This window comes from Williamsia deligens, assembly GCF_024171765.1.
GTDB lineage: Bacteria > Actinomycetota > Actinomycetes > Mycobacteriales > Mycobacteriaceae > Williamsia_A > Williamsia_A deligens.
In genome coordinates, this window is record NZ_JAMTCI010000001.1 from 2,648,121 (window position 1) to 2,666,885 (window position 18,765).

Genomic DNA, 18,765 nt, shown 5'->3' on the forward strand with positions numbered 1-18,765 from the left:
TAATTCACGATAACGCGACGTTACGCCCCGTAACACCCATGTTGAGAACCCGTTCACCCCGCGTCCGGGCGAGTCGTCGCTTTCGTCGCGTGTCGTCATCCGATCGATGCCGGTGTGAGATCTGGTGGCCACCGACCACGGTCGGGTGCTCACCGCACGTGATCAGCAGCGACCCGGCCGCGGGGTCGGACGTGCGTCGGAGAGCATCTCCCGGGCCCGGATCGTGCTCAGGTCGGCGTCCGCCCAGCGACGCTGCGTCTGCACGTCGGCGGTGATCGCGGCGAGAACGCAGTCGCGGAGATCCGGCGGCAGTCGCAACAGCTGACCGGTCGCGTCGGGGGAGAGGTCCGACAACTGCCCCGTGTCGACGCGGCCCGTCTTCTCGAAGCGGTCGACGTTGATCTCGGCGATGCGGGCGTCGGGGTCGTACGCGGCGAACGTGAGCGCCCCGACGATCGTCAGCGCGGCGACCGCCCGGACGAGATGTCGGGTGCCGAGGCCCGCGCCGGCCACCATCAGCGCGACGAGCACCACGGCGAACCACAGCTCGACGGCCGTCGCCCCCGCGCGGAGCCGGGTCGCGCCGAACGCGTCGACGTAGAGGTCCATCCGGTGCAGGGCGGACGCGACGACGGCGAGCGCCGAGAGACACAGCCCCCCGAGGATCACCCGCACCGCGACACGGTCGCGTGTGGTGTCCCGCGGGGACCGCCGCCAGGCGACGGCCACGACGGCGATGGTCAACGCCGTCACCACGAAGAGCTGCCAGAAGCCGGACCGGGCGTACTGCGCGTAGGTGAGGCCGACGGTGCGCTGGACGTGGTCGTCGCCGCCGAACAACGTCGAGGCCTGGGTGAGGAGGAAGGCGAGCGAGACGAGCAGCACCGTCCCCGCGGGCAGCGCCCACATCCACGTGGCGTGGACGGTCCGCGCCGGCACGGGGACGTGTGTCGATCGCGGTCGCGCCCAGCGCAGATGGACGCCGACCGCCACGACCACGGCCGCGAGCACACCGACGGCGACCTGCGGGCCGACGTCGAGCGACCCGACGTCGGGGGTGAGGACCTCGAGGAGATGGGCGAAGGCGGCGTCCGCGCCGGCGAACAGTGCGCCGAACACGACCGCGAGCACGACGGTCAGCGTGACCACGCCGGCGACGGCCCGCGGGTCGTCCACCCGGCGACCGCTGCCCGCCCGCGCCACCGTGCGGCCCGTCCACGCCAGCGCCCGCGGCGTCAGCAGCACCGACGCCATCGCGCCGAACGCCGTCTGCCGCAGGGTGCGCGCGTCGACGACGAGTCCCACCGCGGTGACGGCGGCGAGTGCCAGGCAGCCGCCCACCACCCAGTCCGCGCTGCGCCAGGCCGCGACCGACACCAGGGCGGCCACGGCGACGACGCCGACGACACCGGACGGGGCCGGGCGACGCCGCGGCGACCCGATCAGCACCGCGGCGAGGACGGCGACCGCGACGACCACGACGCCGATGCCGGTCCACCCCGTCGGTGTGGCGACCGCGGCGCTGATCGCGGCGAGGGTCACGGCGACGGGCACCCGGGTCGGGGCGCCGCGGGGGACGCCCTCGACCGTCGTCATCAGGGGTGCCCACGCCGGCTGCCGCGCCGGAGGGGCTGCGGGCGCGGGGTGGGGCGCGGGGTGGGGCGCGAACTGCTCGACAGGGGGTGGTCCGGGCATGGGGGTATCGCCTCTCGTCGTGCGGGTGGGAAAACTGCGCGGATGCGCGCGGGGGCGTCGTCGACGCCCGGGTCGGGTCAGGTGGGGGCGTGTGCCGGGAGGCGGAGGCGGATGCGACATCCACCGGGCTCGTCGACAACGGCGATCTCGCCGTCGTGCAGACGGACCACCCAGTGGGCGATCGCCAGGCCGAGGCCGGTCCCGCCGTCGCGGGAACCGCCGCGGGTGAACCGCTCGAAGATCCGACTGCGCTCGCCCGGGTCGATGCCCGGGCCCTCGTCGGCGACGTCGACGACTACGGCGTCGCCGTCGACGCGGGCGGAGACGTCCACGACGCCGCCGGCGGGGGAGTGGCGCGCCGCGTTGTCGAGGAGGTTCGCGAAGACCTGGTGCATCCGGGCCTCGTCGGCGGTCAGCACGACCCCGCGCGGCACGGCGTTGCAGAAGGTGATCGGGGTGCTCGGGCCCGGACCGGACTCCGTACGGAGCACGCACTCGGCGATCGCGTCGTCGGTGAAGCCGTGCAGGTCGATCGCGTCGTGGCCGAGTGCGATCGCGCCGCCCTCGACGCGGGACAGGTCGAGCAGGTCGTCGATGAGGCGACCGAGGCGGTCGGTCTGGCTCAGCGCCAGCGCGAGCGTGTCGCGGTCGGGGGTGCTCACCCCGTCGACGAGGTTCTCCACCACCGCGTGCAGCGCCGCGACAGGCGTCCGGAGTTCGTGCGCGACGTTGCCGATGACCTCGCGCCGGTAGGTGTCGGTGGCCGAGAGGTCGGCGGCCATCTGGTTGAACGCGGTCGCCAGCGTCCCGATCTCGTCGCGGGACGTCGCGCGGACGCGACCCGAGTAGTCGCCCTGCGACATCGCGCGGACCGCGCCGGTCATCTCGCGCAGCGGTGCGGTCATCCCGTGCGCCAGGAACCAGGTGACGACCAACGCCACGATCAGCGCCATCAGCAGCGCATACCGGAACTGCCACTGGGCGGTCACCCAGAACGACACGCTCGACGTGGTGAGCGCGACACCGACAACGACGGCGGTCTTCACCTTGAAGGACCGCAGCGCGTCGAGCGGGCGCGGCCGACCCGGCGTCACGGGTGCCCGCCCGCGAGGGCGTATCCGACGCCGTGGACGGTGCGGATGCGGTGGGCGCCGACCTTCGCCCGGAGCGAGCGGATGTGGGAGTCGACGGTGCGGGTCTCACCCGCGTCGGTCCACTGCCACACGGACTCGAGGAGTTGGGATCGGCTGCGCACCGCGCCCGGGTGTCGGGCCAGGGTGGCGAGCAGGTCGAACTCGGTGCGCGTCAGATGCACCGCCGACCCGTCGACCGTGACCAGACGCGCGTCGTGGTCGATGGACAGGTCGTCGAGGACCTGCAGGTCGCGCCCGCCGCCGGCCGGAGCGGGGTCGCCGCCCACGGGGTAGCGCTCGGCCCGTCGCAGCAGCGCGCGGGTGCGGGCGACGAGCTCGCGCATCGAGAACGGCTTGGCGAGGTAGTCGTCGGCACCGACGCCCAGTCCGATGACGAGGTCGGTCTCCTCCGAGCGAGCGGTCAGCATCAGCACGGGCGTCGGTGTCAGCGCCTGGATGCGGCGGCACACCTCGAGGCCGTCGATGCCGGGCAGCATCACGTCGAGGATCACGACGTCGGGTCCGGTGTCGGCGTGGCGCCGCAGGGCGTCGGGACCGCTCGCCGCCGTCGTCACCGCGAAACCCTCGGCGGTGAGGCGGTCGGCGATCGACGTGCGGATCAGCGGCTCGTCGTCCACCACGAGGACGCTCGGGGAACGCTCGTCGGGGCTCATGGGAGTCGACGGTAATGTCCGGTTGTCCCGGGGCTGCGGAGATGATGTGCAGAGGTTGTGAAGGTCTGCTCGCCGGCCGTGGGGCCCCGCCCGGGGGTCAGCGGGGCGTCACCCAGCAGGTGATGTCGCAGTGCACGACCTCGACGCCCTGCTTGTCGGTGATGGCGATGTCGACGACGACCTCCCGACCGTCGCCGACGGACGCGGGATCGATCGGGTCGGCGAGGGTCGCGACGGCGCGCAGCCCGGTGGTGGCCTTGGTCAGGTACTGCGACGTCATCCCCTTCGGGATCCAGCGCAGCTCGGCGGGGGTGGTCGCCTCCATGAGCATCCCCATCGCGGTCTCGGCGAGGTTGCACGCCGCGATGGCGTGGAACGTCCCGATGTGGTTGTGGACGCCGAACCACTTCGGCGACGTCACCACGCAGCGTCCCGGCTCGAGCTCGCGGACCAGGGGGAGGATGGTGCCGAAGTAGGGGACCCGGGCGACCATCCCGGCCGAGAACACGACCGTCCCGACGATGCCCTGGGGCAGTCGCCGCCAGAGTGCGTAGGTCGGGCTGACGCCCGCCGGACGGGTGGACACGACGGTGTTCGGTTCGCTCATGGCGCCGACACTATCGGCCATTTGGCCCGGCCCCGGGTCCTGGTGCATACTGTTCGGGTTGCCCAGAGGAGGGTGCCGCATTCTGTGCGGCCCTGATCCGGGCGCCGATCGTCCCGTCGGAGCAAGCGGTTCCCGAACTGCTCCGGACCCCGGGAGTTCGATCACTCGTCGTCGTCCGACCCGGCATCACGATCTGCCGGGACGGACTCGGTGGAGAAGCCCTCACGGGTGGATCCCCATGCGGTCGTAAGAGTGTGATCCTGCGCAGAGGTGTGTCCGATGCGCGCGACACGCCCGACCGCGGGTGCCGGTGCAGCCCGGTGCGACACCACAGCTGCGGCGCCCGACGACCCACGTCGTCGGACGCGAACGCACAACGACAGATGAACAGAGTCGATCACCCACCCGGGTCCGCCCGGGTCGGAAGGCGTGTGAGCCGTCCGGTGGTCCGTCCTGAACCCGCACACGCGGGGCCCGTCCGCGGGTCATCTGTCGACAAGTCACCAGACGGAAGAGGACACAGCGTGGCGGGACAGAAGATCCGCATCAGGCTCAAGGCCTATGACCACGAGGCGATCGACGCTTCGGCGCGCAAGATCGTGGAGACCGTGACCCGTACCGGGGCGCGCGTGGTCGGCCCGGTGCCGTTGCCGACCGAGAAGAACGTGTACTGCGTCATCCGCTCGCCGCACAAGTACAAGGACTCGCGCGAGCACTTCGAGATGCGCACGCACAAGCGCCTGATCGACATCCTCGATCCGACCCCGAAGACGGTCGACGCGCTCATGCGCATCGACCTGCCGGCCAGCGTCGACGTCAACATCCAGTAGTCGGCACCGGAGAGGGTCGCGACGCCATGCGTCACGCGGACCCGCTCCGGAGGCCGCCTGTCGGGATCGAACACACAGGGACCAGATACAGACATGACTCAGAACAGTGGAAAGGGCATCCTGGGCACCAAGCTCGGGATGACCCAGGTCTTCGACGAGAACAACCGGGTCGTCCCGGTCACCGTCGTCAAGGCCGGCCCCAACGTCATCACCCAGATCCGCACCCAGGAGACGGACGGCTACACCGCCGTGCAGCTCGCCTACGGTGCGATCGACCCGCGCAAGGTGACCAAGCCCGTCGCCGGGCAGTTCACCAAGGCCGGGGTCACGCCGCGTCGTCACGTCGCGGAGCTCCGCGTCGACGACACCGCCGAGTACTCGGTGGGCCAGGAGCTGACGGCGGAGATCTTCGCCGACGGCGCCTACGTGGACGTGACCGGCACCTCGAAGGGCAAGGGCTTCGCCGGCGTCATGAAGCGTCACGGCTTCAAGGGCCTGGGCGCCAGCCACGGTGCCCACCGCGTGCACCGCGCGCCCGGCTCGATCGGTGGCTGCGCCACCCCGGGTCGCGTGTTCAAGGGCATGCGGATGGCCGGACGCATGGGCAACGAGCGCGTCACCACCCAGAACCTGACCGTCCACAAGGTGGACGCCGAGGCCGGCCTCCTGCTGATCAAGGGAGCCATCCCGGGTCGCAAGGGCGGCGTCGTGATCGTGCGTGACGCAGTGAAAGGCGGTGTGAAGGCATGAGTGTCGACACGACCAAGGCGACCAAGCTGACGCTGGACGTCCGCACCGCGGACGGGAAGACCGACGGCACCGTCGAGCTGCCCGCCTCGGTGTTCGACCAGCCGGCGAACATCGCGCTGATGCACCAGGTGGTCACCGCGCAGCTCGCGGCGGCCCGCCAGGGCACCCACGCCACCAAGACCCGCGCACAGGTCTCCGGCGGTGGCGCGAAGCCGTACCGCCAGAAGGGCACCGGCCGCGCCCGTCAGGGCTCGACCCGCGCGCCGCAGTTCACCGGTGGTGGCGTCGTCCACGGCCCGCAGCCGCGTGACTACAGCCAGCGGACCCCGAAGAAGATGAAGGCCGCCGCCCTGCGCGGTGCCCTCTCGGACCGGGCACGCAACGAGCGCATCCACGTCGTGACCGAGCTCGTCGCGGGTCAGACCCCGTCGACGAAGGCGGCCCGGCAGTTCCTGGAGCTGCTCAGCGAGCGTCGCAAGTTCCTGGTCGTCATCGGTCGCGAGGACGTCGCCGGGTTCAAGAGCGTCGCGAACCTGCCGCACGTGCTGCCGATCACGCCGGACCAGCTCAACACCTACGACGTCCTCGACTCCGACGACATCGTGTTCAGCGTCGAGGCGCTCGACGCGTTCGTCGCGCGGGCCACGAGCGACGCAGCCGCGAAGGAGGCGTGACATGACCGTGCAGCAGCAGACCGATCCGCGCGACATCATCCTCGAGCCGGTGATCTCCGAGAAGTCCTATGGGCTGATCGAGGACAACGTCTACACGTTCATCGTCCACCCGGACTCGAACAAGACGCAGATCAAGATCGCCGTCGAGAAGATCTTCGACGTCAAGGTCGCGAACGTGAACACCGCCAACCGGCAGGGCAAGCGCAAGCGCACCCGTTACGGATACGGCAAGCGCAAGGACACCAAGCGTGCCCTCGTGACCCTGACCGCCGACAGCAAGCCCATCGAGATCTTCGGGGGACCGATCGGCTGACGCCGATCGGATCCCTGACGAGGCAGAGGACGTAGAGAACTCATGGCCATTCGCAAGTACAAGCCGACGACACCGGGCCGCCGCGGCTCCAGTGGCGCCGACTTCGCCGAGGTCACCCGTGACCACCCGGAGAAGTCGCTGGTGCGTCCGTTGCACGGTCGCGGTGGACGCAACGCCCACGGGCGTATCACCACCCGGCACAAGGGCGGCGGGCACAAGCGTGCCTACCGACTCATCGACTTCCGTCGCAACGACAAGGACGGCGTCAACGCCAAGGTCGCCCACATCGAGTACGACCCCAACCGCACGGCGCGCATCGCGCTCCTGCACTACCTCGACGGCGAGAAGCGCTACATCATCGCGCCGAAGGGGCTGAACCAGGGCGACGTCGTCGAGTCGGGGTCGACCGCCGACATCAAGCCGGGCAACAACCTGCCGCTGCGCAACATCCCGACCGGTACGCAGGTCCACGCCGTGGAACTGCGCCCGGGCGGCGGGGCCAAGATGGCCCGCAGCGCCGGCGCGTCGATCCAGCTGCTGGGCAAGGAAGGCGCCTACGCCACCCTGCGCATGCCGTCCGGTGAGATCCGTCGTGTCGACGTGCGCTGCCGCGCCACCGTCGGCGAGGTGGGCAACGCCGAGCAGAGCAACATCAACTGGGGCAAGGCCGGCCGCATGCGGTGGAAGGGCAAGCGCCCCACCGTCCGCGGTGTCGTGATGAACCCCGTCGACCACCCGCACGGTGGTGGCGAGGGCAAGACCTCGGGTGGTCGCCACCCGGTCAGCCCGTGGGGTCAGCCGGAGGGCCGCACCCGCAAGAACAAGTCGAGCGATCAGATGATCGTGCGGCGCCGTCGCACCGGCAAGAAGCGCTGAGCAGGAGGGAGTAGAGAATGCCACGCAGCCTCAAGAAGGGCCCGTTCGTCGACGACCACCTGCTCAAGAAGGTGGACGTCCAGAACGAGAAGGGCACCAAGCAGGTCATCAAGACCTGGTCGCGCCGTTCCACCATCATCCCCGACTTCATCGGGCACACGTTCGCCGTCCACGACGGTCGCAAGCACGTGCCGGTGTTCGTCTCGGAGTCGATGGTCGGACACAAGCTCGGTGAGTTCGCGCCGACGCGCACGTTCAAGGGCCACATCAAGGACGACCGGAAGGCGAAGCGTCGATGAGCACCGCTGAATCCACCGCGAACCCGACCGCCAAGGCCACCGCCAAGTTCGTCCGCGTCACGCCCATGAAGGCGCGTCGCGTGATCGACCTGGTCCGCGGCAAGAAGGTCGACGAGGCACTCGACATCCTGCTGTTCGCGCCGCAGGCGGCGAGCGAGCCGGTCGCGAAGGTCGTCGCCAGCGCGGCGGCCAACGCGGAGAACAACCTCGGGCTCGACCGGCGCACGCTGGTCGTCTCGCAGGCGTTCGCCGACGAGGGCCCGACCATGAAGCGTTTCCGTCCGCGGGCCCAGGGTCGTGCGTTCCGGATCCGTAAGCGCACCAGCCACATCACCGTGGTCGTGGAGAGCGTGCCGGCAGGGCAGCAGGGCCGCGCGCGGTCCAAGCAGCCCAAAAAGCAGCAGACGAGCAAGGGAGCCTGACCAGTGGGCCAGAAGATCAACCCGCACGGCTTCCGTCTGGGTATCACCACCGACTGGAAGTCGCGGTGGTACGCAGACAAGCAGTACGCGGACTACGTGAAGGAAGACGTCGCCATCCGCAAGCTCCTGTCCACAGGACTCGAGCGCGCCGGAATTGCGAAGGTCGAGATCGAGCGCACCCGTGACCGGGTCCGCGTCGACATCCACACCGCCCGTCCGGGCATCGTCATCGGTCGCCGCGGCGCCGAGGCCGATCGCATCCGTGGCGAGCTGGAGAAGCTGACCGGCAAGCAGGTCCAGCTGAACATCCTCGAGGTGAAGAACGCCGAGAGCGAGGCCCAGCTGGTGGCACAGGGTGTCGCCGAGCAGCTGAGCAACCGTGTCGCGTTCCGTCGCGCCATGCGCAAGGCGATCCAGTCGGCCATGCGGCAGCCCAACGTCAAGGGCATCCGCGTGCAGTGCTCCGGCCGCCTCGGCGGCGCGGAGATGAGCCGCAGCGAGTTCTACCGCGAGGGCCGCGTGCCCCTGCACACGCTGCGCGCCGACATCGACTACGGCCTGTACGAGGCGAAGACCACCTTCGGCCGCATCGGCGTGAAGGTCTGGATCTACAAGGGCGACATCGTCGGTGGCAAGCGTGAGCTCGCCGCCGCGGGTGCCCCCGCCGGTGACCGCCCGCGTCGTGAGCGTCCGGCCCGTCCGCGTCGCAGCGGCGCGTCGGGCACCACGGCCACCAGCACCGAGGCCGGCCGCGCTGCGGCCGACACCGCGTCGGCCGTCGCCACCGAGGCCCCCGCAGCCGTGGACACCGCAGCTGCGCCGACAGAGAACCAGGAGGGCTGACCCATGCTGATCCCTCGCCGGGTCAAGCACCGCAAGCAGCACCATCCCAGCCTCAAGGGGCAGGCCAAGGGCGGCACCACCGTGACGTTCGGTGATTTCGGCATCCAGGCACTGGAGAGCGCGTACATCACCAACCGTCAGATCGAGTCGGCGCGTATCGCCATCAACCGGCACATCAAGCGTGGCGGCAAGGTGTGGATCAACATCTTCCCCGACCGCCCGCTGACGAAGAAGCCCGCCGAGACCCGCATGGGTTCCGGCAAGGGTTCGCCGGAGTGGTGGGTGGCCCCGGTCAAGCCGGGCCGCGTGCTGTTCGAGATGAGCTTCCCCAACGAGCAGATCGCTCGCGAGGCCCTGCGCCGCGCGCAGCACAAGCTGCCGATCAAGACCCGCATCGTGACCCGAGAGGAGCAGTTCTGATGGCACTCGGTATCGCAGCCGCAGAGCTGCGCGCACTGAACGACTCCGACCTGAACGAGCGCCTGCGCGAGTCTAAGGAAGAGCTGTTCAACCTCCGGTTCCAGATGGCGACCGGGCAGCTCGACAACAACCGCCGCCTGCGGCTGGTCCGTCGCGAGATCGCACGCGTCTACACCGTGCTGCGGGAGCGCGAGCTGGGTCTGGCCGCCGGTCCCGACGCCGACGGCGGTGACGACGCATGAGTGAGGACACGAACGTGAGCACACCCGCAACCCAGGAGCGCAACCAGCGCAAGGTGCGCGTGGGATACGTCGTCAGCGACAAGATGGAGAAGACGATCGTGGTCGAGCTCGAGGACCGCGTGAAGCATCCGCTGTACGGCAAGATCATCCGCACCACCTCCAAGGTGAAGGCCCATGACGAGCAGCAGATCGCCGGCATCGGCGACCGTGTGCGTCTGATGGAGACCCGGCCGCTGTCCGCCACCAAGCGGTGGCGTCTGGTCGAGGTCCTCGAGAAGGCCAAGTAAGCAGCACCAGAACACCCGGACAGAGCCCGTCACCACATCGGTGACGGGCTCTGTTCGTGTCTGCGGGCCTGACTGTCTCCTGTGAATCGTCACCAACTCCCGCGGCCGTGATGCGCCGTTCGTGTAGGTCGGGTGATCGACACCCGTGGGGCTCATGGGACTGAAGTGGTCCGATAGATCTGTTGCGGCACAATGTCTTTGCGGCAGCGAACAGTGTTGTGCGTGCCGCATCCGATGCGTCCGTCTGCACGTTCCGGGCACGTCCGCCAACCGGCGTGAACGGTGACATCGCACAGTTATGATCATCCCGGCTCACGACGCGCACCTTCGGGGGATGCACGCGCGGGTCCCGTCTCGAGGGTCGTGGGAGAAATGACAGACGTGCGATGGAGGAAACAGTTGGCGGGGGCCACCGGTCGACGCCGAGGGTGACCCCCGGCGTGCCCGGCGCGCCCCTGGCGCTGACGGCTGCGCAGCGCGGGATGTGGTTCGCCGAGAGCGCGGGCGGCGACCGGTCGGTCACCGTCGCGCACTATGTGGACATCCGTGACGCGGATGGCCGGTTCGACCGCGGGGTGTTCGCGCGCGCGGTCGCGGCGAGCGCGCGCGACCTCGAGTCCGCGCACACGCGGTTCACCGTCGTCGACGACGTCCCCCACCAGTGGATCGACCCCGACGGCGTGTTCACCGTCGACGAGATCGACTTCCGCGCCGAGGCGGATCCGGAGGCCGCCGCCCAGGCGTGGATGGCCGCCGATCACGCGCGGCCGATGGATCTGCGTGTCGACCCGGTCGCGGTGTCGGCGTTCCTGATCCTGGCCGACGACCACACCATCTGGTACCTCCGCGGGCACCACATCGCCTTCGACGGCTACGGGGCGCTCGTCTGCCTCCACGAGGCCGTCGGCCGCTACAACGCCGCCATGACCGGACAGGTCCACACCCCTGCGCGGCGTGCCACCGTGGCCGAGGTCGTCGCCGACGACGCGCGCTACGGCACGAGCACACGGCGGGACAGCGACCGCGAGTACTGGGCGCAGCGGGTCGTCGACCTGCCCGACCGCATCACCCTGCCGCGGGGATCCGCCGTCGTGGGTGGGGACGCGCATCGACACGTCGCGACAGGAGTCCGGATCGATCCCGCGGTGCAGGATGCGCTGACGCGCCGCGCCACGGATCTCGGCGCGTCGGTGCCCGCCGTGCTCACCGCGGCCTTCGCCGCCTTCCTCGCGCGCATGACCGGCACCGACGACGTCGTGCTGAGCCTGCCCGTGACGGCGCGCACCACGGCACTCGTGAAGCGATCGGCGGGGATGGTGGCGAACATGCTGCCCGTGCGGGTGGCGCCCACCGACGGCATCACCGGCCGCGATCTCGTCCGGGCCACCACGCTGGAGCTGACGGGATGCCTGCGCCACCAGCGGTTCCGGTTCGAGGACATCCGCGCGCTGGCCGGGCTCACCGACGCCGGCGCGACCTCGTTCGGCCCCATCGTCAACATGGTCCTGTTCGACAAGCCGCTGACCCTGCACGGCGCGACCGTGGGGTACCACATCCTGTCGTCCGGTGTGGCCGAGGACCTGCGCCTCAACGTGTACCAGGCGGGATCGCAGGCGCCGCTCGAGATCGACCTGCACGCCAACGCCGCGCGGCACGACGCCGACGCGATCGCCGAGCACCTGCGACGCTTCCTCGCCTTCCTGGAGCGGTTCGTCGCGGCACCCGACTGCGCCGTGGGCGACCTCGAGCTCCTGCTGCCCGGGGAGCGCGTGACGGTCGCGGGGTTCTCGGCGGGGCCGTCGGCCCCCACGCCCGACAACCGCGGACTGCTCGGTGGCTTCGAACGACAGGTCGCCGCGACGCCCGACGCTGTGGCCGTCGTCCCCGCGGACGGGACCGATCCGCTGACCTACGCGGACCTCGACGTCGCACGCCGTGGCCTCGCCGCCGTGCTCGCCGGACTCGGGGTGACGCGGGGGGACCGCGTGGTCGTCGCGCTCCCGCGGGGCATCGACCAGGTCTGTGCCGTCTACGCGACGGTGACCCTGGGCGCGGCCTACGTCCCCGTGGACCCCACCGACCCGGCCGAGCGTCGCGCTGCGATCGACGCCCGCGTCCGCCCGCGCGTGACGATCGACGCCGACTTCCTCGCGCGCCACGGCGCGAGCGCCGGCCGCACCGGCGCGGTGGCGTCCACCGCCGAGGAGGTCCCGGCCGACCTCCCGGCCTACGTGCTGTTCACCTCCGGCTCGACCGGGGAACCCAAGGGCGTCGAGGTGGCCCACGCGGCCGTCGTCGCGCGGCTCGGCTGGATGCAGGACATGCACCCACTCGGACCCGGAGACGCGGTGTTGTACAAGACCCCGGCGACCTTCGACGTCTCGGTGTGGGAACTGTTCTGGCCCTTGGCCACCGGGGCGCGCATGGTGCTCGCGACGCCCGACGGGCACCGTGATCCCCGGTACCTGCGCGAGCGGATGGACGAGGCGGGAGTCACCGTCGCCCACTTCGTACCGTCCATGCTCGACACCCACCTCGACGCGGTCGGATCCGACGCGTTCGGCCGGGATCTGCGGCTGCTGTTCTGCTCGGGGGAGGCGCTCGACGCCGGACTGGCCGCGCGGGTGTGTGCCGTCGGTGGTCCGACCCTGGTCAACCTCTACGGGCCGACCGAGGCCACCGTCGACGTCACCCGGCACGTCGTCGGGGGACAGGAGAACCCGGTCCCCATCGGGCGCCCGGTCCCCGGCACCACCACCCACGTTCTCGACACCCGTCTGCGACCCGTCCCGCCCGGGGTGGTCGGCGAGCTGTACCTCGGTGGCGTCCAGGTGGCCCACGGGTACGTCGGTGCCGTCGACCTCACCGCCGAGCGGTTCGTCGCCGACCCGTTCGGACAAGTCGGTGCCCGCCTGTACCGCACCGGCGACCTGGTCCGGTGGACCCGCGACGGCCTGCTGGACTACGTCGGTCGCGACGACGATCAGGTCAAGATCCGTGGCCGCCGTGTCGAACTCGGTGAGATCGGCGCTGTGGTCGCCGCGATGGACGGTGTGGACGCCGCGGTCGTCGTGGTGCGCCACGACCTCGGCCCGGCGCCCGTGCTCGTGGCCTACGTCCGCGGAGACTCCGGTTCCGGCACTGCCGTCGACACCGCCGCGGTCCGCGCGTGGTGCCGTACCCGGCTGCCCGCGCACATGGTGCCCGCGGCCACGGTCGTGCTCGACGCCTTCCCGACCACCCGATCGGGCAAGCTGGACCGGCGCGCGCTGCCGGCGCCGGCAGCCGTCGCCGATCCCGCCGCGCACGTCGACCCGCGGACACCCGTGGAGCGCACCGTCGTCCGCCTCGTCGAGGACGCCCTGACCGTCCCCGGCGGAGAGCCACGACGGATCTCGGTCACCGACAACCTCTTCCGTCTCGGCGCCGACTCGCTGGTCGCCGCCCGACTGGTCTCGCGGGCGCGCGACGCCGGGCTGGGTCTGACGCTCACCGACGTGTTCGACGCCGACGACCTCCGCGATCTGGCCGCGCGGGCCGTCGTCCTGGACGCCGCGACATCCGATGTCGATCACGGACGCCCGGAACGGATCCCGCTCGCGCCGGCCCAGACACGTCTGTGGTTCACGCACCGGATGACACCGGACGACGCGACATACAACATGTCCGGTGCCCTCGGGCTCCGCGACATCGGCGACCCCGATGCCTGGCGTGCGGCCGTCGCCGACGTGATCGACCGCCACGAGATCCTCCGGACGGTCTTCCCCGCGGTCGACGGCGAACCGGTGCAACAGATCCTGCCCACGGCGCACGCGATGTCACGACTGGAGGCGTCGTCGCCGCTCGTGGTCCCGGCAGGACCGGCCGGGCGGTCGGACACCATCGCGCGCATCGTCGGGACCGGGTTCGACCTGCTGACCGACATCCCGGTGCGGGCGGCGCTCGTGACCGGTGACGCAGCGGGTGACGCGGCCGTGATCGTCGTCCACCACATCGCCGCCGACGGGTTCTCGCTGCGACCACTGCTGGCCGATCTCGTCACCGCCTACGACGCCCGCCGGGCCGGTCGGGCGCCGTCGCTCCCGCCGCTGACACACCAGTACGCCGACGTCGCGGTCGCGCAGGCGGAGGCGCTCGGCTCGCCCGCGGCGCCGTCGCCGCGGATGGTCGAGGGTCTGGCGTTCTGGGAGGCCGACCTGCGCGGTGCGCCTCAGCTGCTCGAGGTGCCCACGGACCGACGTCGACCGCGCGTCGCGTCGGGCGCGGGGTCCACCGTCGACCTGTCGTTGCCGTCGTCGCTCTCCGCCGAGGTCCGTGCGCTCGCCCGATCGGCGGGGACCACTCCGTTCACCGTGCTCCACACCGCTCTGGGCGTCCTGCTCGCCCACCTCGCCGCGACCGACGACGTGAGCATCGGCACCGCCGTCGCCGGCCGCGACGACCCCGCGCTGTCCGACATGGTCGGCATGTTCGTCACCACCGTCGTCCTGCGGTCGGCCGTCGAACCGTCGGCGACGATCGCCGACCTGGTGCAGCGGAACCACCATGTCCGCGCCGCCGCGATGGCCCACGCCGACATCCCCTTCGAGCGGGTGGTGGACGCACTGGCGCCGCAGCGCACCCCGGCGCACTCGCCGCTGTTCCAGGTCGCGCTCACCGTCGGCCCCGACCATCTCGCGGACCTCGACGCATGGTCGGGTGCGGCAGGGTTGCTCGAGGCGCGCGTGCCCGCCGCGAAGTACGACCTGACGTGGTCGGTGACCGACCGACCCGACGCGTTCGACGTCGAGATCTCCTACGCCACCGATCTGTTCGACGAGCCGCGCGTCGCCGAGATGGGCGCGATGTTCGCGCGCGTACTCGCTGCGATGGTCGCCGACCCGACTCGCACGGCGGGTGGCATCGACGTCCTGTCCGACGCCGCCGTGGCCGCACTCACCGCGCCGCGCCCGTCGTCGACCGCGCCGGCGACGCTCGCCGACCTGCTCGCCGCCGGTGCATCCGTCGCCGACCCGTCGTCGACCGCGATCTCCGGCGAGGTCACGATGACCTGGGCCGAGCTGCAGGCGACCGTCGCACGATCGGGGCGGGACCTGATCGCCGACGGGATCGGCCCGGGGGACGTCGTCGCCATCGTGATGCCGCGGTCCGCGCAACTCGTCCTCGCGGTGGCCACGGTCGCCGCGACCGGTGCCGCGTTCGTGACCGTCGACCCCCGGTTCCCCGCATCGCGGGTGTCCGGGATGATCGCCGACAGCGATGCGCGCCTGGTCCTCGCGACCCGCGGGTCGGCGCCCCGGGACGTGTCCGCGCCGGTCGTCCTGGTCGACGACGTCGACGTCGAGTGGCGCAGTGCCGCCAACGATCCCCGTCCCATCACCCCTGCCGACAGGACCCGGCCGATCCACGTCGGGGACCTCGCGTACCTGCTCTACACCTCGGGGTCGACGGGTACGCCCAAGGCCGCCGGGGTCACCCATGCCGGTCTGGCGGCGCTGGTCGCCGAGCAGCGGCGCCTCCTGCGCGTCACGGCGTCGAGCCGTGTCCTGCACGTCGCCTCACCCGGGTTCGACGTGGCGGTGTTCGAGATCCTGCTCGGCCTGTGCGCCGGCGCGGAGCTCGTCGTCAGTCCCGCGGACGTGTTCGCCGGTCCGGACCTCGAGGCCGTCGTCGTCGGCCGTGCCGTGACCCACGCGGTGCTCACGCCGTCGGTCGCCGCGACGGTGGATCCCGCTGCGGTGCCGTCGATCTCGACCATGATGGTCGCAGGTGAGGCGTGTCCGCCGGAGCTGGTGGACCGGTGGTCGGCCACCGGGCGCGGTGTCGTCAACCTCTACGGTCCGACCGAGGCGACGATCACCTCCACCGCCACACCGCCCCTGAGGGAGGGCGATCCGATCACCATCGGCACGCCGATCGACGGCGTCGGCGCCATCGTGCTCGGCGCCGGCCTGCGGCCTGTCGCGCAGGACGTGGTGGGGGAGCTGTACCTGTCCGGCGCCGCTCTCGGTCGCGGGTATCACGGACGACCCGACCTGACCGCGCTACGGTTCGTGGCGTCGCCGTTCGTGCCGGGTGAACGGCTCTACCGCACCGGCGATCTCGCGTCCCGCACCGCGGACGGCACCCTCGTGTACCACGGTCGCAACGACTTCCAGGTCAAGGTGCGGGGCATGCGGGTCGAGCCGGGTGAGGTCGACGCCGTCCTGGTCGAGGACCCGACGGTGTCCCGCGCGGTCACCGTCGGCGCCACGGCACCGTCGGGCGAGACCGTGTTGGTGTCCTACGTGACCGGGTCGGATCCATCCCCCCGGGACCTCATCGAACGGGCCCGCACCCGACTGCCCGCGCACCTCGTCCCGCGCACCGTGACCGTCCTCGACGAGTTCCCCACCACCCGGACCCACAAGATCGATCGCTCGGCACTGCCTCCCGCCGAGATCGGTTCCGCGGCCACGGACCACGTCGTGCCCCGCACCCAGATGGAGACCGTCGTCACCGCAGTGGTCGCCGAGATCCTCGGCGTGCACGGTGCGGGCACCGTCTCCGTACACGACGACTTCTTCGCGCTGGGCGGGTCGTCGCTGTCCGCCGCACGGCTGGCCGCCCGCCTCGAACGCCTCCTGGATCGACGCATACCGGCGGCGGTCGTCTTCGAGAACCCCACGCCCGCAGCACTCGCCGTGCAGCTCGCCACCGCCGGTCCAGGCCGACAGGACACTCTCGTGCGACGCCCCCGACCGGAGGTGGTCGGCGTCTCCGACCGCCAGCGCGGCCTCTGGACGCTCAACCGTGCCGACCCGACGTCGGCTGCCTACGTCATCGCGCTGACCCTCGAGTTGGACGGGCCGGTGGACTCCGACGCCCTCGCGGCGGCCATCCGCGATCTCGTCGCCCGGCACGAGACCCTCCGTACCGTGTACCCGCTGGTGGGTGACCGTCCCGTGCAGGTCATCGTGCCCGCCGAGCAGGCACTCGAGGCCATCGAGATCACCCGGAGCGACGTCGACGCGGCATCGGTCGGCGCCGCGGTCCGTGGGATCGCCGGCCGCGGGTTCGATCTCGTCAGCGAACCGGGTGTGCGGGCGGGGATCCTGCGTGCCACCCCCGAGCGGACCGTCCTCGTCATGGCTATCCACCACATGAACGCCGACGGCGCCTCGCTGGCGCCGCTGGCCCGCGACCTCACGGAGGCCTACGCCGCCCGTGCCGCGGGTCGTACGCCGCGGCGTCCCGACGGCCCGGGCGTCCCCACCGAGATCGACTACGCCGACTGGACCCGTTGGCACGGTGAGCGACTCGCGTCCGCGGGTCCGGACGGTGTGACCGAGGAACAGCGCCAACTCGCCTACTGGGGTGAGCGCCTGCACGGCGCCCCCGACCGCAGTGAGCTGCCGACCGACCGGACGCGCCCCGACGGACCGGGGGAGGCCGCGGCGGTCGACGTGGTCATCCCGCCGGCGGTCCTGAACGGTCTCGAGGGCGTCGCCCGGTCACACGCCGCGACCCTGTTCATGGTCGTCCACGCCGCCTGGGCGGTGCTCCTGGCCCGGCTGTCGGGCACCACGGACGTCGTCGTCGGCACACCACACGCGGGCCGGGACGACCGTCGTCTCGACGACGTGGTCGGCATGTTCGTCACGACGGTCCCCCTGCGCACACGGATCTCGCCGCACGAGCCGTTCACCGACCTGCTCGCGCGGGTCCGCACCGAGGACCTCGCCGACCTCGCGCACGCCGACGTCCCGTTCGACCGCATCGTCGACCACGTCCTCGGGCGGTCGCCGTTGACGCTGCACACCCCGCTCTTCGGGGTGATGCTCGCGTTCCAGGACCTCGACGTCCCACCGCTGACGCTCGACGGCATCCGCGTGACACCGCGACACGCGGACACGCGGACGGCCAAGGTGGACCTCGAGATCGCGCTCTTCCCCGGTGACCTCGACGGCGTGGACCGTGCCGGCGGACTCGGCGGTCGCATCACCTACGACACGGCCCTGTTCGACCGGTCCACCGTCGAGACGCTGGTGCAGCGCTGGGTGCGGTTGCTCGAGGCCGTCGTCGCCGATCCGGCGACCCCGGTCGGCGACCTGACGCTGATGACGCCGACGGAGGAGTCCGCGTCGGTCACCGCCTCGGGCCCCGACGGTGCCGACCGGTCCGGTCGGGGTGCACTCGTGGGGGCCTCGGCGGCTGCCGGTCTGGTGTCGGCGGCGGCCGCGGCCCTGCCCGACGTCGTCGCGGTCGAGCACGACGACGTCGCGGTGACCTTCCTGGACCTCGAGGCGTCCGCGGTCGCGATGGCCACGGCCCTGCCCGACACCGATGCCGGCACCGCGCTGGTCGTCGCACTGACCAGCCTGCTGCCGACCCTCGGGGCCGACGAGCCGGACGGTGTGGAGGCCGCGATCGACGGGATCGCGCGACACGCGGCGGCGCTCATCGACGCGGTCGGACTGGCCGGGCCGGCCGTGACGGCGGCGGACGGGGCCGAGTCGGCGTGACCGTGACCGGCACCGGCGCGCATCGCGTGCCCCCGCGGTCGCGTGACCGTCCGGCGTTCGTCGACCTCCTCGCCGTCGCCGCACGGGTGGCACCGGATCTCCCGGCGATGGAGGGCGCCGCGGGCGCGGTCACCTTCGCGGACCTGCACCGACGGGTCGCGGCAGCCGCGACGGCACTGGCGTCCCGGGGCGTCGA

General features: G+C 71.5%; 16 protein-coding genes. 12 read left to right on the forward strand and 4 right to left on the reverse strand.

Annotation, left to right across the window (positions count from 1 at the left end; translation table 11 throughout):
* Positions 1–162: 162 nt before the first annotated feature.
* The 4 genes from LX14_RS12270 to LX14_RS12285 form a co-directional block, all read right to left on the reverse strand.
* Entirely contained in the window at positions 163–1,596 is a 1,434-nt protein-coding gene (locus LX14_RS12270; protein WP_253647466.1) for a DUF4153 domain-containing protein, read from the reverse strand.
* Positions 1,597–1,772: 176 nt separating this feature from the next.
* Positions 1,773–2,789: a HAMP domain-containing sensor histidine kinase gene (locus tag LX14_RS12275; protein ID WP_253647467.1), complete on the reverse strand. Its 1,017-nt coding sequence runs from the start codon at positions 2,787–2,789 to the stop codon at positions 1,773–1,775.
* Positions 2,786–3,502 carry a response regulator transcription factor gene (locus tag LX14_RS12280; protein WP_253647468.1) on the reverse strand — a complete coding sequence of 239 codons (717 nt, stop codon included), beginning with the start codon at positions 3,500–3,502 and terminating at the stop codon, positions 2,786–2,788. The genes LX14_RS12275 and LX14_RS12280 overlap by 4 nt, the downstream gene beginning before the upstream one ends.
* Before the next feature lie 97 nt (positions 3,503–3,599).
* Positions 3,600–4,109, reverse strand: a complete 510-nt coding sequence (locus LX14_RS12285) for a hotdog fold domain-containing protein (RefSeq protein WP_253647469.1) — start codon at positions 4,107–4,109, stop codon at positions 3,600–3,602.
* 524 nt (positions 4,110–4,633) lie between these two features.
* On the opposite strand from LX14_RS12285, the gene rpsJ reads away from it, so the two are divergent.
* From rpsJ to LX14_RS12345, 12 genes are all read left to right on the forward strand, one after another.
* On the forward strand, positions 4,634–4,939 hold the full coding sequence (gene rpsJ / locus LX14_RS12290) for a 30S ribosomal protein S10 (protein WP_003938093.1): 306 nt from the start codon (positions 4,634–4,636) through the stop codon (positions 4,937–4,939).
* A gap of 93 nt (positions 4,940–5,032) precedes the next feature.
* Positions 5,033–5,689: a 50S ribosomal protein L3 gene (gene rplC, locus LX14_RS12295; RefSeq protein WP_253647470.1), complete on the forward strand. Its 657-nt coding sequence runs from the start codon at positions 5,033–5,035 to the stop codon at positions 5,687–5,689.
* On the forward strand, positions 5,686–6,363 hold the full coding sequence (gene rplD / locus LX14_RS12300; RefSeq protein WP_253647471.1) for a 50S ribosomal protein L4: 678 nt from the start codon (positions 5,686–5,688) through the stop codon (positions 6,361–6,363). The genes rplC and rplD overlap by 4 nt, the downstream gene beginning before the upstream one ends.
* Before the next feature lies 1 nt (position 6,364).
* On the forward strand, positions 6,365–6,676 hold the full coding sequence (gene rplW / locus LX14_RS12305) for a 50S ribosomal protein L23 (protein WP_253647472.1): 312 nt from the start codon (positions 6,365–6,367) through the stop codon (positions 6,674–6,676).
* A gap of 42 nt (positions 6,677–6,718) precedes the next feature.
* Positions 6,719–7,552, forward strand: a complete 834-nt coding sequence (gene rplB, locus LX14_RS12310; RefSeq protein ID WP_253647473.1) for a 50S ribosomal protein L2 — start codon at positions 6,719–6,721, stop codon at positions 7,550–7,552.
* Positions 7,553–7,569: 17 nt separating this feature from the next.
* Positions 7,570–7,851 (forward strand): 30S ribosomal protein S19, encoded by a 282-nt coding sequence (gene rpsS / locus LX14_RS12315; protein WP_026917259.1) that lies wholly within the window; start codon positions 7,570–7,572, stop codon positions 7,849–7,851.
* Positions 7,848–8,273, forward strand: a complete 426-nt coding sequence (rplV, locus tag LX14_RS12320; RefSeq protein WP_253647474.1) for a 50S ribosomal protein L22 — start codon at positions 7,848–7,850, stop codon at positions 8,271–8,273. The genes rpsS and rplV overlap by 4 nt, the downstream gene beginning before the upstream one ends.
* A gap of 3 nt (positions 8,274–8,276) precedes the next feature.
* Positions 8,277–9,116 (forward strand): 30S ribosomal protein S3, encoded by an 840-nt coding sequence (rpsC, locus tag LX14_RS12325; protein ID WP_253647475.1) that lies wholly within the window; start codon positions 8,277–8,279, stop codon positions 9,114–9,116.
* A 3-nt stretch (positions 9,117–9,119) separates the two neighbouring features.
* On the forward strand, positions 9,120–9,536 hold the full coding sequence (gene rplP, locus LX14_RS12330) for a 50S ribosomal protein L16 (RefSeq protein WP_253647476.1): 417 nt from the start codon (positions 9,120–9,122) through the stop codon (positions 9,534–9,536).
* A complete protein-coding gene (gene rpmC / locus LX14_RS12335) occupies positions 9,536–9,778 on the forward strand; it encodes a 50S ribosomal protein L29 (RefSeq protein WP_253647477.1) in 243 nt (80 codons plus the stop codon). Before rplP ends, rpmC begins: the two co-directional genes overlap by 1 nt.
* Positions 9,775–10,065, forward strand: coding sequence for a 30S ribosomal protein S17 (rpsQ, locus tag LX14_RS12340; RefSeq protein ID WP_253647478.1), 291 nt, complete (start codon positions 9,775–9,777; stop codon positions 10,063–10,065). Before rpmC ends, rpsQ begins: the two co-directional genes overlap by 4 nt.
* Before the next feature lie 440 nt (positions 10,066–10,505).
* Positions 10,506–18,569, forward strand: a complete 8,064-nt coding sequence (locus tag LX14_RS12345) for a non-ribosomal peptide synthetase (protein ID WP_253647479.1) — start codon at positions 10,506–10,508, stop codon at positions 18,567–18,569.
* Positions 18,570–18,765 lie beyond the last annotated feature (196 nt).

Bases quoted from the DNA above. Each gene is read 5' to 3' on its own strand.
- LX14_RS12270 (WP_253647466.1), bottom strand. From the start codon at position 1,596: ATGACGACGGTCGAGGGCGTCCCCCGCGGCGCCCCGACCCGGGTGCCC.
- LX14_RS12285 (WP_253647469.1), bottom strand. From the start codon at position 4,109: ATGAGCGAACCGAACACCGTCGTGTCCACCCGTCCGGCGGGCGTCAGC.
- rplP (WP_253647476.1), top strand. From the start codon at position 9,120: ATGCTGATCCCTCGCCGGGTCAAGCACCGCAAGCAGCACCATCCCAGC.
- rplB (WP_253647473.1), top strand. From the start codon at position 6,719: ATGGCCATTCGCAAGTACAAGCCGACGACACCGGGCCGCCGCGGCTCC.
- rpsQ (WP_253647478.1), top strand. From the start codon at position 9,775: ATGAGTGAGGACACGAACGTGAGCACACCCGCAACCCAGGAGCGCAAC.
- LX14_RS12280 (WP_253647468.1), bottom strand. From the start codon at position 3,502: ATGAGCCCCGACGAGCGTTCCCCGAGCGTCCTCGTGGTGGACGACGAG.
- rplV (WP_253647474.1), top strand. From the start codon at position 7,848: ATGAGCACCGCTGAATCCACCGCGAACCCGACCGCCAAGGCCACCGCC.
- rpmC (WP_253647477.1), top strand. From the start codon at position 9,536: ATGGCACTCGGTATCGCAGCCGCAGAGCTGCGCGCACTGAACGACTCC.
- rplC (WP_253647470.1), top strand. From the start codon at position 5,033: ATGACTCAGAACAGTGGAAAGGGCATCCTGGGCACCAAGCTCGGGATG.
- rplD (WP_253647471.1), top strand. From the start codon at position 5,686: ATGAGTGTCGACACGACCAAGGCGACCAAGCTGACGCTGGACGTCCGC.
- rplW (WP_253647472.1), top strand. From the start codon at position 6,365: ATGACCGTGCAGCAGCAGACCGATCCGCGCGACATCATCCTCGAGCCG.
- rpsS (WP_026917259.1), top strand. From the start codon at position 7,570: ATGCCACGCAGCCTCAAGAAGGGCCCGTTCGTCGACGACCACCTGCTC.